The sequence below is a fragment of the Candidatus Halobonum tyrrellensis G22 genome, from assembly GCF_000495475.1.
In the GTDB taxonomy this organism is placed as follows: Archaea; Halobacteriota; Halobacteria; order Halobacteriales; family Haloferacaceae; genus Halobonum; species Halobonum tyrrellense.
In genome coordinates this window covers 19,069-43,070 of record NZ_ASGZ01000060.1, presented here as the reverse complement: position 1 = coordinate 43,070, position 24,002 = coordinate 19,069, and the positions used below count along the sequence as shown (strand labels likewise).

24 protein-coding genes and 1 tRNA gene are annotated in these 24,002 nt (G+C 72.7%); 15 read left to right on the top strand and 10 right to left on the bottom strand.

Going from position 1 to position 24,002, the window contains the following annotated elements:
- Window positions 1-277: 277 nt before the first annotated feature.
- Entirely contained in the window at window positions 278-781 is a 504-nt protein-coding gene (locus tag K933_RS14365; RefSeq protein ID WP_023395472.1) for a DUF7384 family protein, read from the top strand.
- A gap of 117 nt (window positions 782-898) precedes the next feature.
- On the opposite strand, the gene K933_RS14360 is transcribed toward K933_RS14365, so the two are convergent.
- Both K933_RS14360 and K933_RS14355 read right to left on the bottom strand, forming a co-directional pair.
- Window positions 899-3,259, bottom strand: a complete 2,361-nt coding sequence (locus K933_RS14360) for a methyl-accepting chemotaxis protein (RefSeq protein ID WP_023395471.1) — start codon at window positions 3,257-3,259, stop codon at window positions 899-901.
- Between the two features lie 91 nt (window positions 3,260-3,350).
- Window positions 3,351-3,986 (bottom strand): non-canonical purine NTP pyrophosphatase, encoded by a 636-nt coding sequence (locus K933_RS14355; RefSeq protein WP_023395470.1) that lies wholly within the window; start codon window positions 3,984-3,986, stop codon window positions 3,351-3,353.
- A 134-nt stretch (window positions 3,987-4,120) separates the two neighbouring features.
- On the opposite strand from K933_RS14355, the gene K933_RS14350 reads away from it, so the two are divergent.
- Entirely contained in the window at window positions 4,121-4,834 is a 714-nt protein-coding gene (locus tag K933_RS14350; RefSeq protein ID WP_023395469.1) for a DUF7119 family protein, read from the top strand.
- On the opposite strand, the gene K933_RS14345 is transcribed toward K933_RS14350, so the two are convergent.
- Window positions 4,780-6,081, bottom strand: coding sequence for a M20/M25/M40 family metallo-hydrolase (locus K933_RS14345; protein WP_049947908.1), 1,302 nt, complete (start codon window positions 6,079-6,081; stop codon window positions 4,780-4,782). The genes K933_RS14350 and K933_RS14345 overlap by 55 nt on opposite strands.
- A 140-nt stretch (window positions 6,082-6,221) precedes the next feature.
- On the opposite strand from K933_RS14345, the gene K933_RS14340 reads away from it, so the two are divergent.
- Window positions 6,222-6,295, top strand: a tRNA-Lys gene (locus K933_RS14340).
- A gap of 225 nt (window positions 6,296-6,520) precedes the next feature.
- Here K933_RS14340 and K933_RS14335 read toward each other — a convergent pair.
- The 3 genes from K933_RS14335 to K933_RS14325 all read right to left on the bottom strand — a co-directional run bounded on the left by K933_RS14335 (window position 6,521) and on the right by K933_RS14325 (window position 9,717).
- On the bottom strand, window positions 6,521-7,378 hold the full coding sequence (locus tag K933_RS14335) for a hypothetical protein (RefSeq protein WP_023395467.1): 858 nt from the start codon (window positions 7,376-7,378) through the stop codon (window positions 6,521-6,523).
- A gap of 171 nt (window positions 7,379-7,549) precedes the next feature.
- A complete protein-coding gene (locus K933_RS14330; RefSeq protein ID WP_023395466.1) occupies window positions 7,550-9,097 on the bottom strand; it encodes a sensor histidine kinase in 1,548 nt (515 codons plus the stop codon).
- A gap of 158 nt (window positions 9,098-9,255) precedes the next feature.
- A complete protein-coding gene (locus K933_RS14325) occupies window positions 9,256-9,717 on the bottom strand; it encodes a deoxyuridine 5'-triphosphate nucleotidohydrolase (RefSeq protein WP_023395465.1) in 462 nt (153 codons plus the stop codon).
- Between the two features lie 228 nt (window positions 9,718-9,945).
- Here K933_RS14325 and K933_RS14320 point away from each other — a divergent pair, with 228 nt between their 5' ends.
- The 9 genes from K933_RS14320 (at window position 9,946) to K933_RS14280 (ending at window position 17,507) form a co-directional block, all read left to right on the top strand.
- Entirely contained in the window at window positions 9,946-11,937 is a 1,992-nt protein-coding gene (locus K933_RS14320) for an aconitate hydratase (protein ID WP_023395464.1), read from the top strand.
- A 147-nt stretch (window positions 11,938-12,084) separates the two neighbouring features.
- Entirely contained in the window at window positions 12,085-12,645 is a 561-nt protein-coding gene (locus K933_RS14315; RefSeq protein ID WP_049947907.1) for a GNAT family N-acetyltransferase, read from the top strand.
- 51 nt (window positions 12,646-12,696) lie between these two features.
- Window positions 12,697-13,263, top strand: a complete 567-nt coding sequence (locus K933_RS14310) for a DUF5810 domain-containing protein (RefSeq protein ID WP_023395462.1) — start codon at window positions 12,697-12,699, stop codon at window positions 13,261-13,263.
- A 73-nt stretch (window positions 13,264-13,336) separates the two neighbouring features.
- On the top strand, window positions 13,337-13,963 hold the full coding sequence (locus K933_RS14305; protein ID WP_023395461.1) for a DUF5809 family protein: 627 nt from the start codon (window positions 13,337-13,339) through the stop codon (window positions 13,961-13,963).
- Window positions 13,964-13,994: 31 nt separating this feature from the next.
- Window positions 13,995-14,381, top strand: coding sequence for a hypothetical protein (locus tag K933_RS14300; RefSeq protein ID WP_023395460.1), 387 nt, complete (start codon window positions 13,995-13,997; stop codon window positions 14,379-14,381).
- A complete protein-coding gene (locus K933_RS14295) occupies window positions 14,378-15,064 on the top strand; it encodes an NUDIX hydrolase (protein ID WP_023395459.1) in 687 nt (228 codons plus the stop codon). Before K933_RS14300 ends, K933_RS14295 begins: the two co-directional genes overlap by 4 nt.
- On the top strand, window positions 15,061-15,696 hold the full coding sequence (locus tag K933_RS14290) for an NUDIX hydrolase (RefSeq protein WP_023395458.1): 636 nt from the start codon (window positions 15,061-15,063) through the stop codon (window positions 15,694-15,696). The genes K933_RS14295 and K933_RS14290 overlap by 4 nt, the downstream gene beginning before the upstream one ends.
- A 127-nt stretch (window positions 15,697-15,823) precedes the next feature.
- Window positions 15,824-16,198: a rhodanese-like domain-containing protein gene (locus tag K933_RS14285; protein WP_023395457.1), complete on the top strand. Its 375-nt coding sequence runs from the start codon at window positions 15,824-15,826 to the stop codon at window positions 16,196-16,198.
- A 79-nt stretch (window positions 16,199-16,277) separates the two neighbouring features.
- Complete coding sequence (locus tag K933_RS14280; protein WP_023395456.1) at window positions 16,278-17,507, top strand: DUF389 domain-containing protein; 1,230 nt, start codon at window positions 16,278-16,280, stop codon at window positions 17,505-17,507.
- Here K933_RS14280 and yciH read toward each other — a convergent pair.
- The 4 genes from yciH to K933_RS14260 form a co-directional block, all read right to left on the bottom strand.
- Window positions 17,444-17,737: a stress response translation initiation inhibitor YciH gene (yciH, locus tag K933_RS14275; RefSeq protein ID WP_023395455.1), complete on the bottom strand. Its 294-nt coding sequence runs from the start codon at window positions 17,735-17,737 to the stop codon at window positions 17,444-17,446. The two genes, K933_RS14280 and yciH, sit on opposite strands and share 64 nt — an antisense overlap.
- Window positions 17,738-17,913: 176 nt before the next feature.
- On the bottom strand, window positions 17,914-20,208 hold the full coding sequence (locus K933_RS14270; protein WP_023395454.1) for a DUF3488 and transglutaminase-like domain-containing protein: 2,295 nt from the start codon (window positions 20,206-20,208) through the stop codon (window positions 17,914-17,916).
- On the bottom strand, window positions 20,205-21,299 hold the full coding sequence (locus K933_RS14265; RefSeq protein ID WP_080509294.1) for a DUF58 domain-containing protein: 1,095 nt from the start codon (window positions 21,297-21,299) through the stop codon (window positions 20,205-20,207). The genes K933_RS14270 and K933_RS14265 overlap by 4 nt, the downstream gene beginning before the upstream one ends.
- Before the next feature lie 6 nt (window positions 21,300-21,305).
- On the bottom strand, window positions 21,306-22,265 hold the full coding sequence (locus K933_RS14260) for an AAA family ATPase (RefSeq protein WP_023395452.1): 960 nt from the start codon (window positions 22,263-22,265) through the stop codon (window positions 21,306-21,308).
- Between the two features lie 355 nt (window positions 22,266-22,620).
- Between K933_RS14260 and K933_RS14255 the strand changes: the two genes are divergently transcribed.
- Genes K933_RS14255 through K933_RS14245 form a run of 3 tightly spaced genes read left to right on the top strand, consistent with a single transcriptional unit; the run spans window position 22,621 to window position 23,970 of the window.
- A complete protein-coding gene (locus K933_RS14255) occupies window positions 22,621-23,043 on the top strand; it encodes a hypothetical protein (protein WP_023395451.1) in 423 nt (140 codons plus the stop codon).
- Window positions 23,040-23,255 carry a helix-turn-helix transcriptional regulator gene (locus tag K933_RS14250; protein ID WP_023395450.1) on the top strand — a complete coding sequence of 72 codons (216 nt, stop codon included), beginning with the start codon at window positions 23,040-23,042 and terminating at the stop codon, window positions 23,253-23,255. Before K933_RS14255 ends, K933_RS14250 begins: the two co-directional genes overlap by 4 nt.
- Complete coding sequence (locus K933_RS14245) at window positions 23,248-23,970, top strand: CPBP family intramembrane glutamic endopeptidase (RefSeq protein ID WP_023395449.1); 723 nt, start codon at window positions 23,248-23,250, stop codon at window positions 23,968-23,970. Before K933_RS14250 ends, K933_RS14245 begins: the two co-directional genes overlap by 8 nt.
- The last annotated feature ends 32 nt before the right edge of the window (window positions 23,971-24,002 follow it).

The window sequence follows — 24,002 nt, the reverse complement described above, 5'->3', positions numbered from 1 at the left end:
GCGTTGCCGGCGCGTCCTACCCGTGGCTACGCCGTCGGTCACATAAATGGTCGTCAGACGGCCGGCCGACGCGGGTCGTACCGGTACGCCCGGTGCCGGTGCGCCGGTGTGTCGGTAGGACCGACTCGATCGACCCGACCGACGCGGACGACTCTTCCCGCTGGCGGCCGTGCGGCGGGTATGGAGACGTGGGCCACGCTGTTCGAGCGGGCGGCCGAGTACGGCGTCGAGGAGGCGGACGTACGCGAGGCGCTCTCGGAGCGGCGGGAGGCGGACGATGACGAGTGAGGAGGCGGCCGGGTCCGCCGACCGCCCGGAGCCGTCGCCGGCCCGCGTGGTCGCGGACGCGGACGTGCTCGCCGCCGACGTGCTCTGTGAGGGGAGCGCGCGCGACGCGCTCGACCGGGTGCGGGAACACTCGTGGGTCACGCTGGTCGCGAGCGACCCGCTGGTCGACGACGCGGCGGCGGTGGTCGCCGACCTCGCGGACGCCGGACTCGCGGCGGACTGGCGCGAACGGGTCGACGCGGTACGCGAGCCGGTGAGCCACCCCACGGGCGACCACCCCGCGCTCGCGTCGGCGTACCGCGGCGGCGCGATGCACGTCCTCTCGTTCGACGACCGGCTGGTCGGTCCCCGCGCGGGCGCCGGGCTGGCCGACCGCTTCCCGGTGAGCGTCCGCGAGCCGGCGGCCTTCGCGGCGGTGTTCGACCCCGCGAGCCTCCACGCCGAGGCGGTCGGCGGCGACTACCCCGGTCCCGACCGCGACCCGCGCGAGTGACGGCGCCGGGCGGCGGTCCGAGCGGGGCGAGGGCGACGAACGACGACCCGACGGCTACCTGAAGCCGGTCGACGGCGAAGAGAAGGGAACGGCTGAGGGGGCCGAGCGGTGGAGGGGTTACCGGCCGCCGTCCGACCCGGAGTCGGGCGTCACGACCCCGCCGTCGGCTGACGCCGGGGGCGTCCCGGTTCCCGTCGCGCCGGGCGAACCGGGCGCGGTCGCGTTCGACACGTTGGCGGCGTCGACCTCGAACTCGTCGAGGAGCGCGTGGAGCCGGTCGGCGCGGTCAGAGAGCGAGTCGACGCTGGCCGTCACCTCGGTGATCGAGGCGGTCTGCTCCTCGGAGGCGGCCGAGACGTGTTCGGCCTCGGCGGCGGTCTGCTCGCTCACGCTCGCGATCGCTTCGACCATGCCGACGACCTCCTCGGTCGAGGCGGCCTGGTCTTCGGTGCCGTTGCTGATCTCCTGGATGCCGTCGTTGGCCTCGTCGAACCGCGCGACGACGTCGTCGAGCGCGTCGAGCGCCCGCTCGACCGTCTCGACGCCCTCGGTGACGCTCTCGCCGGTCGCGCGCATGTCGTCGGCCGTCCCCTCGGTCGCGGCGACGATGCCGTCGATCAGCTCCTCGATCTCGGCCGTCGCCTGGCCCGCCTCCTCGGCGAGCGTCTTGATCTCGTCGGCGACGACGGCGAACCCCTCGCCCGCCTCGCCCGCGCGGGCGGCCTCGATCGACGCGTTGAGCGCGAGCAGGTTGGTCTGCTCGGCGATCGAGGTGATCATCCCGACGATCTCGCCGATCTGTTTGACCTCCTCGTCGAGCGACTCCACCTCGTCGACGGTGCTGTCGGTGCGACGCTCGATCTCGCGCATCTTCGAGATGGCCGCCTCGGCGTGTTCCTGGGCGTCCTCGCCGCGGCTCGACGCCTGCTCGGAACTCGCCGCGACCTGGTCGGCGGCGGCCGCGACCTCCTCGACGCTCGCCGAGAGCGAACTCATCTCGTTTGCGGTCTCGCGGAGGTCGTCGTTCTGCTCGTCGGCGCCCGCGGCGATCTCCTGGGTCGACCGGCTGACCTGCTCGCTGGCGGTCTGGACCTCGTCGATGCTGTCGGAGGCGTCCTCGCTCGACGCGGCGACGCTGTCGGCGAACTCCTGGAGGCGGACGACCGTTTCCTCCAACTCCCCGATCATCCCGTTGAACTCGGTCGCGATCTCACGCATCGCGTCGTTGTCGGTGTCGGCGTCCATCCGCTCGGTCAGGTCGCCGTCCGCACACCGCGCCATCACGCTGCCGTACGCGTCCGCCGTGCGTTCGAGTTCGGCCGCCGTCTCGGCCGCCTCCTCGCGCTGTCGCTCCGCGCGTTCGGTCGCCGCCTCGGCCTCGTCGATCCGCTCCTTGAGCGAGTCGCGCATGCTCGCGAACGTGCCGTACAGCCGGCCGATCTCGTCGGCCCGGTCGCTGTCGATCTCGGTGTCGAGGTTCCCCCGCTCCAACTCGCTCGCCGTCGCCTCTAAGTCGTCGAGCGACCGGACGGTGCCCCGACCGATCGTCAGGCCGAGCACCACCAACCCGAGCAGCGACCCGCCGATGAGCGTGCGGATCCCGAAGCTCACGTCCGAGAGCACGGCGTACGCCGACGACTTCGGCACGTGCATCACGACCGCCCAGTCGGTGCCCTCGACGGGTGCGTACGCCGCGAGGTACGGTTCGTTCAGCAGGTCCTCGTTCGCCTCCATCTCGACGACGCCGACCTCGCCCGACCGGGCCGCGGTCACCGCGGACGCGTCGGCGCCGAGCGGGTAGTCGGTGTCGCTGACGCGACCGGTCTCGTCCATGATGATCTCGCCGTCGCCGCCGTCGACCACGTCGGTGAACCCGCCCTCGACCCGTGTGCCGAGCGCGGACGCGATCTCGCCCGTGTCCGCACTCAACACCAGCAGCCGGTCCCTGTCGGTCGGAACGGGCGAGACGAACGAGAGGGTGGAGACGCCGTCGTGGACGAACTGGTCCGAGCGGAACACCGAGTTCACGCTGGTGAACTCGCGTTCGTCGTCGGTCCACGCCGCCTCGGTCTCGACTCGACCGACCCGCGAGTCGTCGGTGCTCGCGAGGATCTCGTTGGTCTCCACGTCGACGTAGTGGAGGTGGGTGACGTCGCTCGGGAGTTCCATCATCGTCGCCGAGAGGAACTCGTCGACCCGTTCGGGGTCACCGCTCCCCATCGTCCGGTACTCCGAGATCATCCGCGTGGTCCGGGTGCGCTGGTCGACCCACCGCGACACCTCGCCCGCCTGCGACTCCGCCGCCGAAGTGAGTTCCGCCTCGGTGTCCGCGCGGATTTCCGTGTTCGCGTTCGTGTACGTGTACGCGCCCACCGTCCCCGTCACGACCCCGATGAGGAGGATGACCGCGATGAACTTGAGCGCGTAACTCCCCCGTACCCGCTCGGGTAAGATCCGTCGTAGCGTTCCGCTTGCCATTGACCCTGCTTCCAGACGGGGGAGGATATACTATCGCCTCCGCGAATCACTACAGATAATTTCCGGAGTACGGCGTCCGGGGCCGGCGGACTCACTCCCGGTTCGCGTACCACTCGGCGAACTTGCCGAGCGCCCGGCCGCGGTGGGAGACGGCGTTCTTCTCGTCGGCGCCCATCTCGGCGAACGTCGACCCGTCGTGTTCGAATATCGGGTCGTAACCGAACCCGCCGTCGCCGCGGGGGGCGACGACTCGACCGCGGACCGCGCCCGCGAACAGTTTGACCGGGAGCGCCCGCCCCTCCTCGTCGTCGGGGTCCGCGCCGGTCGCGGCGGCGGCGACCCGGTCGTCGCGGTCGACCGGGTCCGGGGAGGCCGCGAACCCCTCGCCGTCGCAGTAGGCGATCACACAGCGGAACGACGCCCGGCGCTCGCCGTCGAGTTCACGGTCGGCGAGGCGGTAGACGGCGTCGACGCCGAGGGTGTCCTCGACGAACGCCGAGTACGGTCCCGGGAACCCGTCGAACCCCTCGACGAACAGGCCGGCGTCGTCGACGACGACCGGGCCGTCGACCCGGCGGTACGCCTCGCGCGCGCCGCGGGCGGCGATGGGTTCGAGGTCGTCCGCCTGTATCTCGGTGTAGTCGAAGTCGAACCCCTCGACGGCGTCGCCGAGGTACTCGCGCGCCTCGCGGAGTTTCCCGTCGTTCGTCGTCACGTACCGGAGCATCGCGTTCGCTCGCCCCTGCGGCCGCCCGGGTGTTAGCGGCGTCGCTTCGAACCGCCTCGCGGAGCGGTCGCGCGAGTGCGAAGGGGGTGTCCGGTCCCGAGATGCTTTTGCACGTCCCCGCCCAGACACGTGCAATGAGCGACGAGCGAGGCGCGGACGACGTCGAACTCGCGGACCGCGAGGCCGAGGTCGGAGCGCCGGTCGTCAGGGGGGACCCCGAGGTGACGGGGCGGCGCGCGGACGAGGCGGTCGGGTTCGACCCCACCGACCCCGACAGCGTGGCGGAGGCCGCCGACACCGTCGCGCGGTTCGCCCGGGAGCCGGGGACCGACGCCGACAACGTGGTGATGCTGCGGGGGGCCGCGGCGTGTGCGGCGCTCGTCCGCGGGACCGGGTCGTACAAGGCGGCGGTCGAGCGCGCGGGCGACGGCGTCTCCGTCTCGTTCGTCCGCAAGTGGGCGCGCGTCCACGACCTCCCGCAGTCGATCCGCAGACACGTCGCCCGCGGCGACCTCGCGCCGACGGCGGCGAAACACGTCGCGCGCGTCGACGGCGAGGCGCGGTTCGCGCTCGCGTGGGCGGCGCTCGACGACGACCTCACGGTTCGGGAGGTCCAGACGATGGCGTCGGCGGTCAACGAGGGAGCCGACCCCGAGACCGTGCTCCGCGAACACGGGGTCGAACCCGGCCGGGTCGAACTCGGCCTCCCGTTCGACGCGTACCGCCGGCTCCGGGTGCACGCCTCGATGGAGAACCGCGACCCCGGCGAGGTGGTCGCCGACGCGCTCGACGCCTACGAGTCGGTCTCGGCGTCCGCGTCCGGCCCGGACTCGGTCCCGCGGTCGTAGTCGCCCGCGAGGAACCGCCGGGCGGTCGCGGCGATCACTTCCCGCGCGCGGAGCACGTCCGCCCACTCGACGCTCTCGTCGGGGAAGTGCGCCTCCTCGACGGTGCCCGGGCCGAAGACGACCGTCGGGATTCCGGCGGCGACGTAGTGTCTGGAGTCGGCACCGTACGTCGCGCCGTGGGGGTCGGTGTCGGCCAGGCCGTCGTCGGCCATCGCGTCCGCGAGCGCGCGAACGACCGGCTCCGTCGGGGCGATCCCCGCGGGTTCGAACTGGATCGAGAAGCGCTCGAACGCCGGCGGGTGCGCCGAGAGCCACTCGCTGTCGGCGACCACCGCCGCGAGTCGCTGTTCGTACTCCGCCTCCACCTCGTCGACCGTCTCGCCGGGCGCGACGCCGAAGCGCCACTCCGCGGTCAGCGTCCCCGGCACCGTCGACGACCACGACCCCGCCTCGACCCGGCCGCAGACGATGGGCCACGGCACCTCGAACTCCTCGTAGAGGTCGTGGTGGACCCGCTCGCCCCGTTCGGTCTCTAGCTCCTGGAACGCCGCGCGGACCCGCTCGAAGTGCGGGAGCACGTCCTCGCCGCGCCACCGCGTGGCGGCGTGCGCCGACCGGCCGCGGATCGTGAGCCGCTTCATCACCGTCCCCTCGGTGGTCGTCACGGCGGTCAGGTCGGTCGGCTCGGCGACCAGCGCGGCGTCGCGGTCGAACGGGTACGGGTCGTCGAGCGCCGCCGCGGCCGCGCCGATGCCGCCGTCCTCCTCGCCCGCGACGGCCTCGACGACCACCCGGCCGTCGACCGCCGCCTCGCCCGCCTCGACCCGGTCTCTGAGGTCGAGCGCCGCGAACACGCACGCGCCCAGTCCCGCCTTCATGTCCGCCGCGCCGCGGGCGGTCAGCGTCGCGCGGCCGTCCGACCACGTCGGCTCGAACGGGTCGCCCGTCCAGAGGTCGGCGTCGGCGGGCACCACGTCGAGGTGGCCGTTCAACACCAGCGTCGGGCCGGCGTCGGCGTCGCCGAACTCGACGACGCCCGCGACGCTCGGCCGGTTCTCGACGCGGATGTCGGCGGGGTCGTTCGGGAACGAGGTGTGACCAGCGAGCGTCTCGGCGTCCGCCTCCCACTCGTAGGTGTCGAAGCCGAAGGCGTCGAACTGCTCGCGGGTCCAGGCGGCGGCTTCGGCCTCCTCGCCGTCGGTGGTCTCGAACCGGCAGAGCCGGTCGACGAACTCGTAGAGGTCGATATCCGGGTCCGCGTCGGTGTCGGGAGCGGGGTCGTCTGGCACACGCCCCGGTATCGCGCGGGGGGTGTAAGCGTTGGCGTGGCGCACGCCGCGGGCGGGCTTCGTAAACGATATGCGGGCACGCGGGCAAGAGTCGGCGAGGGCTGGTAGCTCAGTTAGGGAGAGCGTCCGGCTTTTAACCGGACGGTCGGGGGTTCGAATCCCTCCCAGCCCGCTGTTCTACGCGAACGGAGCGAGCGTGAACAGCGTTCGCTGGAGGATTCGAATCGGAGAGGTCACGCGCAGGCGAGCGGACGCGAGTCGAGCACGTCCGACCGCGGTTCGACACCCCTCCCAGCCCGTACAGCGAACCGCGAGCGACAGCGAGGCGGTGACCGAACCGGGCGGAGTGTTCCGAGCGGGGAACGCCGAGTAGCGGGCCGAGGACGCCCGGGTCGGCTCACGCCGTGACGGTGAGGGGGCCGCCGTACGCGTCGTCGGGCGCGGTGAACACCGCGACGTACGGCGACCCGGTCTCCTCGTCGGGGCAGTCGGCGGTCGTCCGGACCGGGAACGTCTCGCCCGTGAGGTTCGCGCCGTCGAGGTAGAGTTCGACCGGGTACGTCTTCGCGCCGAACCCGAGGACGTACTCGTCGTAGCCGGCCTGCACGTCGAGGGTGGCGCGCACCGCGCGCCGCCGGCCGTCGGGTTCGGTCGGCGGCTCGAACGCGCTCCAGTTGCCCGCGGCGCACGCCTCGTACCGCGGCGGGTCGACGCGTTCGGGAAGCGGCGTCGGGTTGCTCGCGGTGACCGTCGCGACCCGGACTCGGTCGCGCTGTGCGTCGGGCACCTCGACCTGGCTCGCGGGCCGGAGTTCGTACGCGAGTCCGCCCGTCGCCACGTCGACGACCACCACCACCGCCGCGAGCGCGGCGACGACGGCGAAGACGTTCCGCGCGCGCGTCCCCGTCGTGAACCGGCTCCGCTCGTCGAGCCGCGTCCGGAGCCAGAACAGCAGCGCCGCGATACACAGCAGGCCGACGACGGTCGGCAGGTCGCCGACGTCGAACGTGTTCACCACGTCGAAGAACAGCGCCACGGAGACGACGACGACCACGCCGTAACCGAGCACGGCCGACTGGCGGTCGTCGGTCCGCTGGGTGAGCGCGAACACCCCCGCGAGGAACGCCGCCGCGAGCGCCACCTCCGAGACGGGCGAGTGGCCGAAGTCGACGGACAGGACGAAGATGACGGCGGCGACCGTCGCCACGGCCGCGGCCGCGACGGTGAACAGCGTCTCCGAGTCGATGTCGACCATACGGCCGGGTGTCGACCGGACGGCATACGGTTTCGGGTGGGACAAACCCCGGTTTCAGTCACCGCCGCGCGCGCCCGCTCCGTCGACGGGTGTCCGACGCCCCGCGGCGACGACGGCGCGTGCGGGTCCCGAGTCGCCGCCCGCCGGCCGCGCGTGCGCCGCCCTCACTCGTCACTCGTCGCCCGTGATCTTGGCTTCGAGGAACGACAGCGCCGCCGCGACCGACTCGTCCTCGTCGCCCGACCGCGAGAGCCGGAGGTGGAACCGGCCCGCGCCGGTGTCGAGCACGAGCGTGTCGTCGCGGCGGCCGACCGCGACGAGGTCGGCGTACGGGAGCGTCCACGTGCCGCCGGCGCCGCCGGCCACGACGACCCGGAGGGCGTCGTCGGTCAACAGCGCGGCGGCGGCGCCGCGGAACGGCACGTCGGCCGTCCCCTCGCGGTGGATCGGGTCGTCGCGCCGGAGCCCGATCAGGTGGTGGACCGGGTCGTCCTCGTCGAGGACGTCGACGCTCCGCGGGAGGCCCTCGGGGTCGCCGAGCAGGCGGGCGGGCGTGACCGACGGCCCGCCCGCCGCCGCGAGTTCGCGCGCGCGTTCGTCGGCGTCGGTTCCGCTTCCGTCGGTCGCTCCGCCGGTGTCGGCGTCGGCGGCCGACACCTCCGACCGGTCGGCGGTCGGCAGCCCGCCGTCCGTGTCGCCGGCGTCGGTCGCGGCTCGCTCGCCCGACTCGTCGGGCCGGCGGAAGCGGAGGGCGAACACCGTTCCCACGTCGCCGTTGGGGCAGACGCTCACGTCGCCGCCGTACAGTTCCATCAACTGGTCGACGAAGAAGAGGCTGAGCCCCTCGCCGTGTTCGACCTGGGTGTGTTCCTCGCGCCCGAGCACCGTGTCGCGCTGCGAGCGAGCGATACCGGGACCGTTGTCCGCCACCGAGAGGGTGACCCGGTCGTCCTCGGCGGTCACCCGGAGGTCGAGTTCCGGTCGGTCCTTGTCGTTGTGTTCGACGGCGTTCTCGATGACCGCCTGCAGCGCCGGTACGAGCATGTCGTCGGCGAGCACCTCGACGGGGTCGTCGGTCCCCGAGAGGGTCAGGTCAACCCCCCGGGTGCAGACGTCCGCGAGCGCCTGTTCGACCGCCGCCGCGAGGTCGACCGGCTTGAGCGAACTCGTGTCGGCGTCGGTGAGGATGCCGCTGAACCGACGAGTGGTGCGCGCGCGCGCGAGCATGTCCTCGACGCGGGCGGTGGCGGTGGCGAGCGACGCGGCGACGTCGGGGTCGTCCGTCAGGTCGGCCGCGCGTTCGAGGTGGCCGAGGACCACGTTGGCGTCGTTGCGGAGGTTGTGCCGGAGGACGCGGTTGAGGATGCGCAGCGACTCCTCGTACCGACGGTGGCGCGTCATGTCGGTGAACATCGCCACGTACCCCTCGACGGTCCCGTCGACGACCAGCGGGGTGGCGGACCCGCGGCCGTGGATGAGCCGTCCGTCGTCGGTGGTCGCCTCGAAGTCGCCCACCCACGACTCCCCCTCCGAGAGCGCGTCGATGACCTCCCGATAGACCCCCTCGTCGTTGAACAGGAAGGTCGGTATCGACCCGACCACGTCCTCGCGGTCGTAGCCGAACGTCGAGAGGAGCGCCCTGTTTACGTCCGTGATGACGAAGTTCGTATCCGAGATGATCGCCGGTATGACCGTCTCACGGAACGCGCGCCTGTACATCCTCCTCCGTCGTATCTCCCCTGTCCTGTATCATCGCTCTCCCCACTCCGACGACAGTACGTCGAGAGTCCTATAGTGAACCAGCGGGTAACAATCTTTCGTCGGACTGCTTACGGCGTAAACACAAACCAGCCGGGGTCGACACCGCCGTCTCGCGGTCAGAGTCGCTCGCCCTGGTAGCTCCCCTCGTACCGACCCTCGTGGTCGGCGTCCGCGAGGACGAACTGCGCGATACGCGCGCCGGGTTCGAGTTCGACCGGGTGGTGGACCTGGAGCAGTCCCTCGCCGCGCCCCTCGTACCCCGCATCCCAGACGGCGGTGTTGAGCATACACGAGTTGCGCAGCAGCGTCGACCGGGGGTAGACGAACCCCACGTGGCCGTCGGGGACCCGGAGTCGCTCGCCGTAGCGGACGACGTAGCCGCCGGGGTCGAGGCGGTGGAAGCCGTCCTCGGGGGCGAGTTCCCGCCGCTCGCCGACCCGCTTGCCGTCGGTCGACACCCGTCCCGGTCCGACCTGTTCGAACACCGCCGCCGCCGTGAGGTCGACGCCGTTGGGTTGGACCTGCGGCTCCGAGAGCGGTTCGACGTGTTCGGCGACGTACGTGCCCGACTCGAACATCGACCGGGGATGGTGAGCCGACGGCGAAAAACCCCCCGAACCCGGTCGGTCCGGCCGGGCCAAACCGGCGACGGCGCCGCATCCGGCGTCGGGACGGCGCGACGATTACTCGATTCGGAAGAAAAATACGATCCGGTATCAAAATCACCGTACAGCGCCCATCCATCACGAACGTCGGGGGTATAACTCGCCGGATTTATATCCGAGCGGCGTCGATTTCGACCCGATATGGGACAGACGATTACGGAAAAGATCCTCGACGACCACCTCGTCGAGGGTGAACTGACGCCCGGCGAGGAGATCGGGATCGAGGTCGACCAGGTCCTCACCCAGGACACGACCGGGACGATGGTCTGGCTCCAGTTCGAGGCGCTGGAGATGGACGAGGTCCAGACCGAACTCGCCGCGCAGTACTGCGACCACCAGACGTACCAGTTCGACTTCAAGAACACGGACGACCACCGGTTCCTCCGGTCGGCGGCGGGGACGTACGGCGCGTACTTCTCGCGGCCCGGGAACGGCATCTGCCACCAGGTCCACAAGGAGAACTTCGCGGCGCCCGGCAAGACGCTGCTCGGCTCCGACTCGCACACGCCGACCCCCGGCGGGCTGGGCGAACTCGCGATCGGCGCGGGCGGTCTCGACATCGCGGTCGCGATGGGCGGGGGCGCCTACTACGTCGAGATGCCCGAGGTCGTCAACGTCGAGTTGACGGGCGAACTCCCCGAGTGGGCCACCGCGAAGGACGTCATCCTCGAGATGCTCCGCCGTCTCACCGTCAAGGGCGGCGTCGGCAAGGTGCTCGAGTACACCGGCCCGGGCGTCGAGACGCTGTCGGTGCCCGAGCGGACCACCATCACCAACATGGGGACGGAACTCGGCGCCACCTCCTCGATCTTCCCGACCGACGAGAAGACGCGCGACTGGCTCGACCTGTTCGACCGCGGCGACGAGTACGTCGACCTCCAGCCGGACGACGACGCCGAGTACGCCGAGACGATCGAACTCGACCTCTCGGATCTCGAACCGCTCGTCGCGGCGCCGTCGATGCCCGACAACGTGGTGCCCGTCAGCGAGGTCGCCGGCACGGACGTCGAGCAGGTGATGGTCGGCTCCTGTACCAACGGCGCCTACGAGGACATCCTCCCGGCCGCGAAGATGCTCGAGGGCCGCGAGGTCGACCGCAAGACCGAGATGATCGTCGCGCCCGGGTCGAAGCAGGCCTCGGAGATGCTCTCGCGTGAGGGCTGGACGGCCGAACTGATGGCCGCCGGCGTCAACTTCTCGGAGGCGACCTGCGGGGCGTGTATCGGTATCGGTCACGTCCCCGCCTCCGACTCGGTGTCGGTCCGGACGTTCAACCGCAACTTCGAGGGGCGGTCGGGCATCGAGGACGACTCGGTGTTCCTCTGCTCGCCGGAGGTCGCCGCCGCCGCGGCGATCAAGGGCGAACTCGTCGACCCCCGCGACCTGGCGGAGGAACTCGGCGACCTGGAGGACCCCGGCTTCGAGATGGGCGACTCCTACAGCGCCGGGATGGGTCAGGACGACCCCGACATCATCGGTCCCGACGAGGCGGTCGACGACGGCCTCGTGAAGGGTCCCAACATCGGCGACGTCCCCCTGAAGGACGAACTCGACCCGAACATCGAGGGCGAGGCGCTCCTCAAGATGGAGGACAACATCACGACCGACCACATCATCCCCGCGACGGCGGACATCCTCAAGTTCCGCTCGAACATCGAGAAGCTCTCGGAGTTCACCCTCTCGCGCGTGGACGAGACGTTCGCCGACCGCGCGCTTGACGCCGACGGCGGCTTCCTCGTCGCCGGCGAGAACTACGGGCAGGGGAGTTCGCGTGAGCACGCGGCGCTGTGCCCGATGTTCCTCGGGATCGAGGGCGTGCTCGCACGGAGCTTCGCGCGGATCCACAAGGCCAACCTGTTCAACTTCGGTCTCGTGCCGCTCACGATCGACGAGGAGACGTACGAGAAGATCGAGCAGGGCGACGACGTCGCGATCGTCGACGACGTCGGCGAGGCCGTCCGCTCGGGCGCCGAGGAGTTCACCATCCGCGTGAACGACGACTGGGAGGCGACCGCCCACCTCGACGCCTCCGAGCGCGAACGCGAGATCCTCGCGGCCGGCGGGAAGCTCTCGTGGACGAAGGCGCAACACGACGACACCGGGTCGAGCGGCGCGGCGCCCGCCGACGACTGAGCCGGCCGCGGCGGCCGACTCCCGACCTCGGTCCGTTCTTCTTTCGGCTCGCACCCGCCGTTCGGGGAGCCGCCGCACCCGCGCGCGGGCCGCCGTGTTTATGCGTCGGTCTACCATAGTCGATCTGTGACGACGCCCACGGAGCCGATGAGCGGCGACGGTCTCGGCGGCGCCGGGGACCGCCCACCCGCGGGGGTGACGGTGCGGTCCGCCGAACGGGCGGACCTGCTCGGGGTGTTCCGGGTCGAGAAGGCGGTGTTCACCCAGCCGTGGCCGTTCGCGGCGTTCGAGAAACTGCTCGACGCGCCCGCGTTCCTCGTCGCCGACGGCGCGGGCACCGACCGGGGGTCGGGCGACGACGGCGTCGCCGCGGGCGACGTGCTCGGCTACGTGGTGGGCGACCTGACGCCGAACCACGGGCGCGACATCGGCCACGTCAAGGACATCGCCGTCCGCCCGGCCGCACAGGGGCAGGGTCTTGGGCGGACGCTGCTCCGGCGCGCGCTGTACGTCCTCGCGGGCGACGGCGCGTCGGTCGTGAAACTCGAAGTTCGGGAGTCGAACCACCGCGCGCAGTCGCTGTACGCCGACGAGGGGTTCGACCCCGCCCGGCGGATCCCCCGCTACTACGCCGACGGCGAGGCGGCGTTCGTGATGCTACTCGACGTCGACGAGTGGGCGCGCGGCGACGACGCCGACCCGGCCTGAGCCGCGCGGCGGGGCCGGCACCTTATGCCGCTCGCGGTCCCATCGAGGGGCATGGGATACGCCTGTCCGGTGTGTGACACCCCCCAGCGCGACGGCGAGCACCTGGCGAACCACCTGGCGTTCACCGCGATGCTCCGGAGCGACGAGCACGAGGCGTGGCTCGACGAGCACGCCCCCGGGTGGGGCGAGGAGCGACCGGCGGACCTCGCCGACCGGGTGACGGAGTTCGCCGACGAGGCGGCGTACGACGAGGTGTTCGAGGACACCGTCGGCGGCGGCCACGACCACGACCACTCGCCGGGCGCCGGGCGCGGTCCGGCCGCGGGCGGGGCCGGCGGGGCCGGCGGCGCGGAGGGGGCGGGCGGGTTCGAGTCGATGGCCGACGGCGTCGTCGACGACGCCGTCGAGTCGGTGATCAGCGAGGCGCAGGATCTCACCGAGGAGATGTACGGACTCGACGGGACCGACGGCGCGGACGAAGACGGGGCGAACGGGGACGGAACGGACGAGGCCGGAACCGACGACGAGAGGGGCGGGGGGACCGCGGACGGCGACGGGGCGGCCGACGACCCGGCGCGCGACGGCGACCGGAGTGACGACGACGACGCCGGCGCGTAACGCGACCGGACGCCGCGGGCGCCCGGCACGCCAGAAGGAAACGACTCTTGGTTCGGCCAGCCGCAGGGTCGGTATGGACACGGAGGGCACGCTCGCACCCGAGACGGCCGCGGCGGCGCGGGAGGCGTACGAGGAACTCGGACCGGCGGCGCAGGTGACCACCCGCGAGGCGGCGAAGGCGATGGAGTTCGACCGCGAGGAGTACCGCGAGCGCGTGACGAGCGACGTGGTCGGGACGGTCCGCGACGCGCTGTTCGCGTCGCTGCTCCGGGTGCACGTCGGGACGCGCGAGGAGTTCGACGGCTGGCTGGCCGACCACCCCGACTACGAGGCGGACGTGGCGGGCAGCGACAACGTCGACCGGGTGGTCTGGCACCCCGTCCCGTTCGCCGGGGCGGGCGACGTGGACGGCGCGGAGGCCGGGACCGACGGTGCGGTCGGGGCGAGCGAGGCGAACGAGACGCCGGGCGGCGGACTCGTCGTCGCGGCGACGTACCAGGACGAACGCGACGCCGCCGTCGGGACGCTCCGCCGGCGCGCGTTCGGCGCGGTGTACCGCGAGCGCCTCGGCGTCGACGACGCCGGGGCGTCGGCGGGGGCGGACGCGGACGCGGCGGACGGAGCGGGGAGAGCCGACGGCGCCGGCGATGCGGACGAGTCGGACGGGTCGGGCGGACCCGACCGGCCGGGCGAGTCGTAACGGGTTTGCGCGCGACGCCCCAACGGCGGGCATGCGACGTGTCACCCGGCTGTTCGCGGCCGGCGTCCTCGCGGTCCTCCTCCTGCTGCTCGCGTTGGGGGCGGTGCCGTCGTACCTCGGGTCGGGCGACCCGTACTACCTGACGGCGACCCCCGCCGACGGCGACGGCCCGGCGGTGAACGTGACCGACTACTCCGAGCGGCGCTACCCCTACCTGTTCGGGGCGCTCGGCTCGGACGACGGCCGGTCCGAGCCCTACCAGCGGGGGCGGTTCGGCGTGAAGGAGGCGTTCGCCAACTCCCCGTTCGACGAGTACCGCTCCGTCCGGCAGTTCGCGCCGGCGAACGCGACCACCGACGACGCCGTGGTCGTCAGCTACAACGGGACGCGCTACCGGGTATCGGTCGTCCAACCATGACCGACCGAGACGAGGCGGGGACGGGCGGAGCCGGGACCGGGACCGAGCGGGACCGTAGCGGCAACGGGGGACGGACGGCGGCCGACGGCGGCCGCGCGGCCGACGGGAACGACGCGCCGGCGTTCGACGACGGCCGGCGGCACGACTGGCCGGGCGACCCCGAGTGGCCCGTCGTCGACAGCGCCGTCGAGTACGAGACGGGGTGGGTGACCGCGGGGTACGACCTGGTCGAACAGCCCGACGGGTCGACGAAGCGCTACTACTGGGCGGAGCTCGCCACCGCGGTGGTGGTGGTCGCGCGCGCGGACGACAGCATCGCGTTCGTCGAGCAGTACCGCCCGACGGTGCGGGGGACACAGACGGAGCTCCCGGCGGGCGTCGTGGAGGCGGGGGAGTCGTTCACGGCGGCCGCAGAGCGGGAACTGGAGGAGGAGACCGGGTTCCGCGCGGGCAGCACGTCGCTGCTCCAGACGCTGTGGTGTTCGACCGGCCTGCTGCGACACCGCCGGGCGTTCGTGTTCGCGGAGGACCTCACCCCGGTCGAGCAGTCGCTTGACGACAACGAGTTCCTCACCCCGCGGGCGGTGCCCGTCGACGACGCCGTCCGGGTCGCCCGCGAGGAGCCGACGAACGACGCCACCGTCGAGGGCGTCCTGCTGGCCGCCGACGAGGGGCTGCTGTGACCGGCTCCGACCCGGGGTCGGACGCCGACTCGACTCCCGACGCCGATGCCGACCCGGACGCCGATGCCGACGACGCCGAGTCGTGGGACGGCTCCGACGGCGCCCCCGAGTGGCCCGTCGGCGGCGTCACCACCGAGTACGAGACGCCGTGGTTCGACGCGGGGTACGACGCGGTCGAACCCCCGGACGGGCGGGCGGCGCGCTACTACTGGGTCGACCCGGCGGACGCGGTGTCGGTGGTCGCACACGACGCCGACGCCGACGAGGTGGTGTTGGTCGAGGAGTACCGCCCGCGCTTCCGCCGCCGCTTCCGGACGTGCCCGGGCGGGCAGGTGGAGGCGGACGAGGAGCCGACGGCGGCCGCCGAGCGGGAACTCCGCGAGGAGACCGGGTTCCGCGCCGGCCGCGTCGAACTGCTCGGCTCGTACCACCCGTCGGTGTGGACACGCAACACCAAACACGTCGTCTACGCGACGGACCTGACGCCCGGGGCGTCCGACCCCGACGACGGCGAGGAGATAACCGTCCACCGCGTGCCCGTCGCGGCGGCGGTGCGGGAGACGCTCGCCGACCGGAGCGTCGGGTGGGCGGTGACCCCGCTGTTGTGGGCGCGCGAGACCGGCCACCTGTAGCCGGCCGACTCGACCGGCCCGCCCCGACGCCGACCGACCCGACCGTTCGCCCCGACGCCGACCGGCCGATCGGTCCACCCGCCGGCGGCCCGACGCGTTTTTGCCCGGCGACCGGGTTCGACCGGGTATGGACGGCGAGATATCGTCCGGCGAGGTGGAGCAACTCATCGCTGGCGACGAGGACGTGCGGGTGGTCGACATCCGCAACGAGGGGTCGTTCGCCCGCGAGCACATCCCCGGGTCGGAGAACGTCCCGTTCGAACGCCTGCCCGACTGGGTCGACCGGCTGGCGGGCGCCGACCGCATCGTCACCGTCTGCCCGCACGGCAAGGCCAGCGTGCAGGCGGCGAAACTGATCAAGTCCTACGAGGGGACGGCCGACGCCACCGTCGAGAGCATGGCGGGCGGCATCACCGAGTGGGAGGGCGACCTCTCGTCGGCGAGCGGTCCCGACGCCTCGGGCGACGGCGCTGCCGACGAGGGGCCGGACGCACCGTTCTGAGCGGCCGGCGACCCGAAACGCCGACCGGAGATGGCGGCTACAGGACTTTTCACCGCCCGGTCGATACCAGCCGATCCGGATGGCTCCGAACCGAGATACGAGCGGCGAGTCACTGCTCGGTCGCGCCGTCGCGGCCGCGGCCCGACGGCTTCGCCCCGACGACCGCCTCGACCGGTCGACCCTCCGCGACGAGGCGAACGAGCAGGCGTCCGACCCCGTCCCGAACCTGACACAGAGCGCGCTCTCGGCCGTCGTCGCGACCGGCGGCCTACTGCTCGGGTCGCCCGTCGCCCTCGTCGGGGCGATGGTCATCTCGCCGTTCGCGACGACCACCCTCGCGGTCGCGGTCGGTGCCGTCGCCGACGACGCCGACCTCCTCGTCGAGAACGCGACCCTCCTCGCGGCCGGCGCGGTCGTCTCGGCGGCGACGGCGGCGGCCGTGACCGCCGCCGCCCGCGCGACCGGGTTCGTCCCCGCGTCGCTGGTCGTCACGAGCGTCGAGGAGGTGCGCGTGTTCACCGCGCCGACGCTGTTCGCCGCGTTGCTGGCGTTCGCCGCGGGCGCCGCCGGCGGTGTCGTCGCCGCGACCGACCAGGACGTGAACCTCCCCGGCGTGGCGGCGGCTGCGGCGGTCGTCCCGTCGCTCGCCGCCGCCGGCACCACGGCGGTCTGGGGCCGGCCGGCCGTCGCGGTCGCGGCGCTCGTCTTCTTCTCGCTGAACGCGCTGTTGGTGACGCTCGGCTACGCCGCCGTCTTCGTCGCGTACGGCTACGGGGCGCCGTTTCCGCGCGGCCGACCGATACGCGGCGCCGACGAACCGCTCCGGACTGTCGCCCGCGTGGCACTCGTGGTCGCCCTCCTCGGGGCGGCGGTCGGCGGCGTCGCCGGCGGCACCGCGTACGTGACGTACGAGCGGACGGCCAACCTCGCCGTCGACCGGACGCTCTCGGGGGCGGACGCGCTCCGACTCCGGGGGGTGCGGGGTTCGTACGCCGGCCTCCGCCCGTTCGGCGACCCGGCGCCGGTGACCGTCTCCGTCGCCCGCCCCGTCGGGCGGCGCTACCCCGGGTTGGCCGGTCGGGTCGAACGGCGGATCGAACGGGCGACCGGCGTCCCGACCGAGGTGACGGTGGAGTTCTCGACGTACGACCCCGCGCCGTCGCCGGCGGGCGTCGTCACTCGACGGGGCGAAAAACGGGAGAACGACCGGACGGTGTCGACTCGACGGCGGATGTCAGGTACGGGTCACGCGACGTTGAAGCCCTTGTCGCGGAGGAAGTCCTCGACGCGACCGGTGTGGTTGCCCTGAAGTTCGATCGAGTCCTCCTCGACGGTGCCGCCGCAGGCGAACTTCGACTTCAGGTCGGACGAGAGCGAACTCATGTCCACGTCCTTCGGGTCGAACCCCTCGATGATCGTTACCTCCTTGCCGTACCTGCGCTCGTCGATACGGATGTTGATCTCCTGAGACTCCTTGGCGACGTCCTCGCAGACGCAGAGTTCCTCAGGCAATCCGCACGTCGAGCATACCTCGGACATTTCCGGTCGAAGGTACAGGAGCGCCGTATTAAACAGTGTCGGGTACTCCCACGAACGTTCACGCCCGACCGCCGTGGGGCGGTTCGCGGGGGCTCGCTTTCGGCCGATTCGGGGGCGGTCCGGGCGTTCGGCCGGCGCCACCGGAGGCCAGACGCGGCCGGCCGCCGGGTCCCGGGTCAGCCGAGTCGGCGACCGACCCGGCGGAGGACGGGCGCGTGCTCCCACACCAGCGCGTTCGTCGCCTCGACGGCGGCGTCGGCGTCCTCGTCGCTGACGCCGCGGCCGTAGCGCGCGCGCTCGTACGCCCGCCCGACCGCGAGCGCGCGGTCGCCCAACCCGCTCGACGCGACCGCCTCCAGGTACTGTCGGGGGGTCTCGCCGGGCCGGCGCGGCCGGACGACCAGTCCCGCGAGGTACTCCAGTCGGCGGAACGCGCGTTCGGCGTCGGTCCGGGGGTCCGACCGCGACTGGTGGACCAGCCAGACCGCCCGGTAGGCCCGCGCGGTCAGCCCGAACCGCCGCGCCCCCGCGACCAGACCGAGGAGGACGGCCGCGCCGAGCACCGCGTCGTCGCGGGTCGGCGTCCAGCCGCCGTCGTCGCCGTCGCCCCCGCCGCCCGCCCCGCCGGCCGGGGTGACGCCGTCGCCGGGGGTCACGCCCGACAGGTTCGTGCCGCTCGGCGTCGGGACGCCGGGCCCGCCCCCGCTCACCCCGCCCGCGGGGGTGATGCCGGCGGGGACGGAGGGCGTCCCGTTCGAACCCGTGTCGTTCGCGGGCGCCGCCGTGGGCGTGGTGTAGCTGCCGTTGGCGGATCCTTCGGTGTCGACGTTCTCCTCGCCCGCCGAGCGGGCGGAGTCGACCCGCGACTGTTCGACCGACTCGCGCGCGCCCCCGGGCGTCGGGTCGAACCGGACCCAGCCCGTCTCGGGGAAGTACACCTCGACCCACGCGTGCGAGTCGAGGCCGCGGACCACCCACTCGTCTTCGGCGACGCGCTGTCCGGGCGTGTAGCCCGTGACGAACCGCGCGGGGATGCCCTGCGTGCGGAGCATGACAGTCATCGTCGTAGCGAAGTAGACGCAGTAGCCCGACTCCATCTCGAAGAGGAAGGCGTCGGCGACGTTCGACCCCGGCTGGGCGACGTCGAGCGAGTAGGAGTTGTTGGCTTCGAGGTACTCCTCGACGGCGACGGCGGCGTCGTAGGGGTTGTTCACGCCCGCCTCGTCGAGTACCCCGTTCGTCCGGTTGGCGACGCGGTCGGGCGTGCTCCCCGGGAGTTGGGTGTACCGGCTCGCCACCTCGTCGGGGTAGTCGGTGCCCGCCCGGCGGAGGTCGGCGGCGGTGGCGTTGGGCACTGCGCTGACCACGGTGTACGTGTCGTTCTCCAGCAGCGTCGTCCCGGGCCGGAGCCCCTCGTCGGTGGTCACCTGCGCGGTGTCGGCGGGCGTGCCGCGGAGTCGGACGGGCTTCCAGGCGGCCGGGAGCGCGTCGAGGTCGGTCCGCGCGGTGACCCGCTGGCGCAGGCGGGCGGTGTCGCCGGCCGGCGGGTCGAGGCTCCCCTCGTACGGTTCGGCCTGCCCGCTCCGGGTCCACCCGCCGCCGGTGTAGCGGTCGTACGCGCCGACCCGCCAGTACTCCGAGCGGTCGGCGTCGACGGTGAAGCGCACCTCCGGCGAGAGGCTGATGCTGCCGACGATGCCCACCCGGTCGTCGTTGGTCACGAGGCTCGACTCGACGGTCGGCGAGGGCGCGCCGGGCAACACCGGGCTGGCGGCGCTGCCCGGGACGACGGTGACGACGGACGTGAGCGCGACCATGGCCGCGAGGACGACCGCGAGCGTGTCCCACTGGGCGGAGACCGCGCGCACGTCGGCGGCGTCGAGCCCCGCGAAGCCGACGGCGACGGTGACGCCGACGACAGCCGCCAGCGTCGCGCCCGGTCCCGCGTCGCTCGTGAGCACGAAGAAGCCCGTCGCCGCGCCGGCCACGACGGCCGCCCAGACGAACCGCCTGCGGACGACGAGGTACCACGCGAGGAACGTCGGGACCGGCGCCAGAAACAGCGCCCACTCGCGGACGTTCAGCAGGCGGAGCACCGGCAGCCCCGTCACCAGCGCGAGCACGTCCGCGGCGACTCGGGAGACCGTAAACAGCGCCCGCGCGCTCTCGGGGACCGACAGGAAGTAGCCGGTGAGCGCGAGCGCCAGCCCCACGGCCGACAGCAGGACGGCGGCCCGCTCGCGGAGCGTCCGGCCGAGCCACGTCGCGAGCAGCACCGTCGCCGCGAGTTCGACGGTCAGCGGTTCGGTGCCGCCGACCACGTCGGTGACGTGGTAGAACACCGAGAGGTACGCCGCCATGGCGGCGACGACGCCGACCGCGGGCAGGTACGCCAGCAGGTCGGCGGCGCCGAACCCCGCGCGGTCGGGGCGCGTCCGCGGTTCGGGCGCGTCGACGGGCGCGTCGCTCACGTGGTCACCTCCTCGGTCTCCGAGTCGGACCCGGAGCCGGCAGCGGCCGCCGCGTCGGGACCGACCGCGCCCGGCGCCCGCGCGCTCTCGGAGGCCGCGCGGAGCTCCGCGAACGTCGTCTCGCGGTCGCCCACGTCGACGCGGACGCGGTCGGTCTCGGCGTAGACGGCGATGTCGACGTCGTCGGTCGGGAGACGACCGGGGCCGGCGACCGCCAGTCGTTCGAGCAGGCGGACCCGACTCCCCCGCTCGGGACCGACGGTGAGCGAGCCGTCGGCGAGGTGGACGTCGACCGGGATGCCGTCGTCGACGAGCGCGAGCACGAGACTCGCCGTCGCCTCGGCCATCTCGTCGGCCGCGTCCCCGCTGGCGGTCGCCCCGGCGGCGAGCGAGACGGCCTCCGTCTCGGCCTCGGCGGCGAACTCCTTGACGATGAGGTCGTCGCGCTTGGCGGTCGACTTCCAGTGGACGTCCCGCAGCGAGTCGCCGCGGTCGTACTCCCGGAGACGGTCGAACTCGCGGCGCTCGCGGTGGATGCCGGTCTCGTGGAGCGCGCGGAGGTCGCGGCGCGCGCCGCCCGCGATGGGGTGGACCGCGGGGTAGACGACGAGCGCGTCGGTCCCCGCGGTTTCGAGGTCGGTCTCGGCGAGTCCGAGCACGTCGCGGACGGAGACGGTCGCCGGGCCGAGCACCCGCCGTCCGCGCGACTCGTACGTCACCTCGTACTCGACGGGACGGGCGCCGACCACCGTCTCGGCGGTCGTCCCGGTCGCCGAGAGCCCGTCACCCACCCGTTCGCGGACGACGCCGACGAACGGCCGCGAGAGCCCGTGCTCCTCGTCGGGACGGGGACCGTCGGGGTCGCCGAAGAACAGCCGGACCCGGTGGCTCCGGCCGGCGTGGTCGTCCGGGGGGACGGCGCGCGCGACCCGCGGCGGGTCGGCGCGCCGCAACTGGAGGTACGCCGCGGCGAACGCGACGCCGCCCGGGATGAGCACCGCGTTGAGCGCGCGCGGGCCGTACGAGACGGCCGACACCGCCGCCACCGCGAGCACGACCGCGAGCACCTTCCCTCGTCTGGTCGGACGCACGGGGGGTCACTCCACCGGGACGTCGTCGAGCGCGCCCGCGACCACGTCGGCGCCGGTCTCGCCGCCCGTTCGGGGGCGGATGCGGTGGGCGAAGACGGAGGGCGCCTCGGTCTGGACGTCGTCGGGGACCACGTAGTCGCGGTCGTCGACGACGGCGCGGGCCTGCGCGGCCCTGACGAGCGCGATACTCCCGCGGGGGCTGACGCCGAGTTGGGCGTTCTCGCGCGTGTAGTTGGCGAGCGCGGTGACGTACGCGCGGACGGGTTCGCTCACCTCGACGTCGCCGACGGTCGTCCGCGCCCGCCGCAGTCCCTCGACCGTCGCCACGGGGTCGAGCGACTCGATTGGGTGTTCGCCCGCCGTCCGGTCGAGCAGCGCGGTCTCGTCGGCGGCGTCCGGGTAGCCCAGCCGGAGTTTCTTCATGAACCGGTCGACCTCCGCGAGCGGGAGTTCGTACGTCCGCCCGGGTTCGACGTCGTTCTGGGTCGCGATCACGGTGAAGGGGTCGGGCAACTCGCGGGTCACGCCGTCGACGGTGACCTGCCGTTCCTCCATCGCCTCCAACAGCGCCGACTGGGTCTTCGGCGGCGCGCGGTTGATCTCGTCGCCGAGGACGATGTTGGCGAACACCGGACCGGGCTGGAAGTCGAACTCCCCCGTCTTCTGGTTGAACACGTTCACGCCCGTCACGTCCGACGGCAGGAGGTCGGGCGTGAACTGGACGCGCTTGAACTCGCAGTCGACCGACCGCGCGAGCGACCGCGCGAGCATCGTCTTCCCCACGCCGGGCACGTCCTCCAACAGGAGGTGTCCCCGGGCGAGCAGCGTCACCATGAGATGTTCGACGGCGTCGTCGTTGCCGACGATGACCCGCTGGATGTTCGTCGTCACACGGTCGACCAGGTCCGCCGCCTCGTCGACGGGGAGGGCCGCCCGACCGTCGAGGTCGGTGTCAGCGTCACTCATTGGTCGGGGAGACGCACACCCGCGTGAATGGTTCCTTGGGTGCCGTTCACAAGCCCGGTATCGGTCCGCACGGACCTAACTCTGCCGCCCCCGTGCACGCCGCGGACCGGAACGCGGCCGGTCGATCCGAGGCCCCCGGCGTCGGTCCGACCCGTCGGTGGACCCGGTCCGACGCCGGTCCGGCGCGACCGTCCGGCCTGGCGCCGACCCGGTGCGGCGACAGAGCTAAGTGGGAGTGTAAAGTACGCTTTACTGTAAAGCACGCTTTACGGAAACAGTGCTTTACACTCGGACGACGGAACGACGCTGACGCGACAGCCCTCCGACCACTCGAAACCCCCTTCCACGCACGCTCATGCCCACGAACTCGACGGAGCCCACCCCCACGGACCGACTCTCGACGCGACGCCGCTACCGCCGACTGCTCGGCGGCCTCGTCCTCGGCGGGGTCGCCGCCAACCTCGCGCTCAGGGCCACCGGCTACCCGGTCGCCGCCGAGGCGGCGTACCTGCTGTGCGCCGTCGGCCTGTTCGCCGTGCTGTTCGGCGCGCCGGTGACGCTGTTCGACGAACGCGACGCCACGCTCGAACGCCGGGCGAGCCAGCTCACGCTCAACGTGTTCGCGGTCGTGTTGATCCTCGGCGCGTCGGTCGCACGGCTGGTGCCGCACGTGACCGACTACACCGTCCCGCCCGAAGTTCGCGGCGCGCTGTACGGCTACGTCGCCCTGTTCGGCGTGTTCGCGCTGGCGTACGGCTACGTCCGCTCGCGCCGATGAACAACGGGGTCAGGGAGCGCCGGGAGGCCGCCGACATGAGCCAGGCCGACCTCGCGGTGGCGGTCGACGTGAGCAGGCAGACGATCAACGCGATCGAACGCGAGCGGTACGACCCGTCGCTCGAACTCGCGTTCAAGCTCGCCGCCCACTTCGACTGCCGCGTCGAGGAGCTGTTCGACCCCGAACTCGACGGGCGGCTCGCCGATGAGTGAGCCGAGCGCGGCCGCGGCCGGCGCGGACCGGCGGCTCCCGCTACCGGCGGTCGCCGCGGGCGCGATGTTGCTGTGGGTGCTCGCGGAGTTCGCGCTCCGCCGGGGGCTCGCCTACGCACTGTTGGCACCGAAACTCGGGACGTCGCTGGGCGCCGACGCGGTGGTCATGGTCGTCGGGTTCCCGCTGATCGCCGCGGCCGTCGCGCTCCTCGGCCGCCGGGCGGGGGTCGACCCCGCGGACTGGGACTACCGTCTCTCCCGCCGGGCGGTCGGGACGGGCGTCGCCGGGTTCGTCGCGTACGTCGCCGTCGCGGCGGCCGCGCTCTTCGCGGCGTCGCTGGCGGGGAGCCAGCCGTCGAGCGGGCTGGCCGGCGGGTCGGGCGGTGCCGGCCTGCCGGCGTGGGTCGTCGCGCTGTTCCTGTTGGGCAACGGTGTCGTCGTCCCCGTCGCGGAGGAACTGGCGTGGCGCGGTGTGATCCAGACCGCACTCACCGACGCGTACGGGACGTCCGTCGCGGTCAGCGTGACCGCGGTCGGGTTCGTCGCGAAACACCTGGTCGTCGACCTGGCGGCCATGCCGTTCAGGGTGTTCTCGCTGGCGGTCCTCGCGGTCGTCTTCTGCGCGCTCCGCGCCAGGTACGGGACGACCAGCAGCACCGTCGCGCACGTCCTCGTGAACCTCCTGAGCACCGCCTCGCTCTTGACCGCGCTGTAGCGGGTGACGCCCGCTCACGGCAGTTGCGTGGT

Bases quoted from the DNA above. Each gene is read 5' to 3' on its own strand.
- K933_RS14245 (WP_023395449.1), top strand. From the start codon at position 23,248: ATGAGTGAGCCGAGCGCGGCCGCGGCCGGCGCGGACCGGCGGCTCCCG.
- yciH (WP_023395455.1), bottom strand. From the start codon at position 17,737: ATGTCCGAGGTATGCTCGACGTGCGGATTGCCTGAGGAACTCTGCGTC.
- K933_RS14295 (WP_023395459.1), top strand. From the start codon at position 14,378: ATGACCGACCGAGACGAGGCGGGGACGGGCGGAGCCGGGACCGGGACC.
- K933_RS14360 (WP_023395471.1), bottom strand. From the start codon at position 3,259: ATGGCAAGCGGAACGCTACGACGGATCTTACCCGAGCGGGTACGGGGG.
- K933_RS14260 (WP_023395452.1), bottom strand. From the start codon at position 22,265: ATGAGTGACGCTGACACCGACCTCGACGGTCGGGCGGCCCTCCCCGTC.
- K933_RS14325 (WP_023395465.1), bottom strand. From the start codon at position 9,717: ATGTTCGAGTCGGGCACGTACGTCGCCGAACACGTCGAACCGCTCTCG.
- K933_RS14280 (WP_023395456.1), top strand. From the start codon at position 16,278: ATGGCTCCGAACCGAGATACGAGCGGCGAGTCACTGCTCGGTCGCGCC.
- K933_RS14320 (WP_023395464.1), top strand. From the start codon at position 9,946: ATGGGACAGACGATTACGGAAAAGATCCTCGACGACCACCTCGTCGAG.
- K933_RS14285 (WP_023395457.1), top strand. From the start codon at position 15,824: ATGGACGGCGAGATATCGTCCGGCGAGGTGGAGCAACTCATCGCTGGC.
- K933_RS14255 (WP_023395451.1), top strand. From the start codon at position 22,621: ATGCCCACGAACTCGACGGAGCCCACCCCCACGGACCGACTCTCGACG.
- K933_RS14355 (WP_023395470.1), bottom strand. From the start codon at position 3,986: ATGCTCCGGTACGTGACGACGAACGACGGGAAACTCCGCGAGGCGCGC.
- K933_RS14365 (WP_023395472.1), top strand. From the start codon at position 278: ATGACGAGTGAGGAGGCGGCCGGGTCCGCCGACCGCCCGGAGCCGTCG.
- K933_RS14305 (WP_023395461.1), top strand. From the start codon at position 13,337: ATGGACACGGAGGGCACGCTCGCACCCGAGACGGCCGCGGCGGCGCGG.
- K933_RS14250 (WP_023395450.1), top strand. From the start codon at position 23,040: ATGAACAACGGGGTCAGGGAGCGCCGGGAGGCCGCCGACATGAGCCAG.
- K933_RS14310 (WP_023395462.1), top strand. From the start codon at position 12,697: ATGGGATACGCCTGTCCGGTGTGTGACACCCCCCAGCGCGACGGCGAG.
- K933_RS14350 (WP_023395469.1), top strand. From the start codon at position 4,121: ATGAGCGACGAGCGAGGCGCGGACGACGTCGAACTCGCGGACCGCGAG.
- K933_RS14335 (WP_023395467.1), bottom strand. From the start codon at position 7,378: ATGGTCGACATCGACTCGGAGACGCTGTTCACCGTCGCGGCCGCGGCC.
- K933_RS14315 (WP_049947907.1), top strand. From the start codon at position 12,085: ATGAGCGGCGACGGTCTCGGCGGCGCCGGGGACCGCCCACCCGCGGGG.
- K933_RS14330 (WP_023395466.1), bottom strand. From the start codon at position 9,097: ATGTACAGGCGCGCGTTCCGTGAGACGGTCATACCGGCGATCATCTCG.
- K933_RS14300 (WP_023395460.1), top strand. From the start codon at position 13,995: ATGCGACGTGTCACCCGGCTGTTCGCGGCCGGCGTCCTCGCGGTCCTC.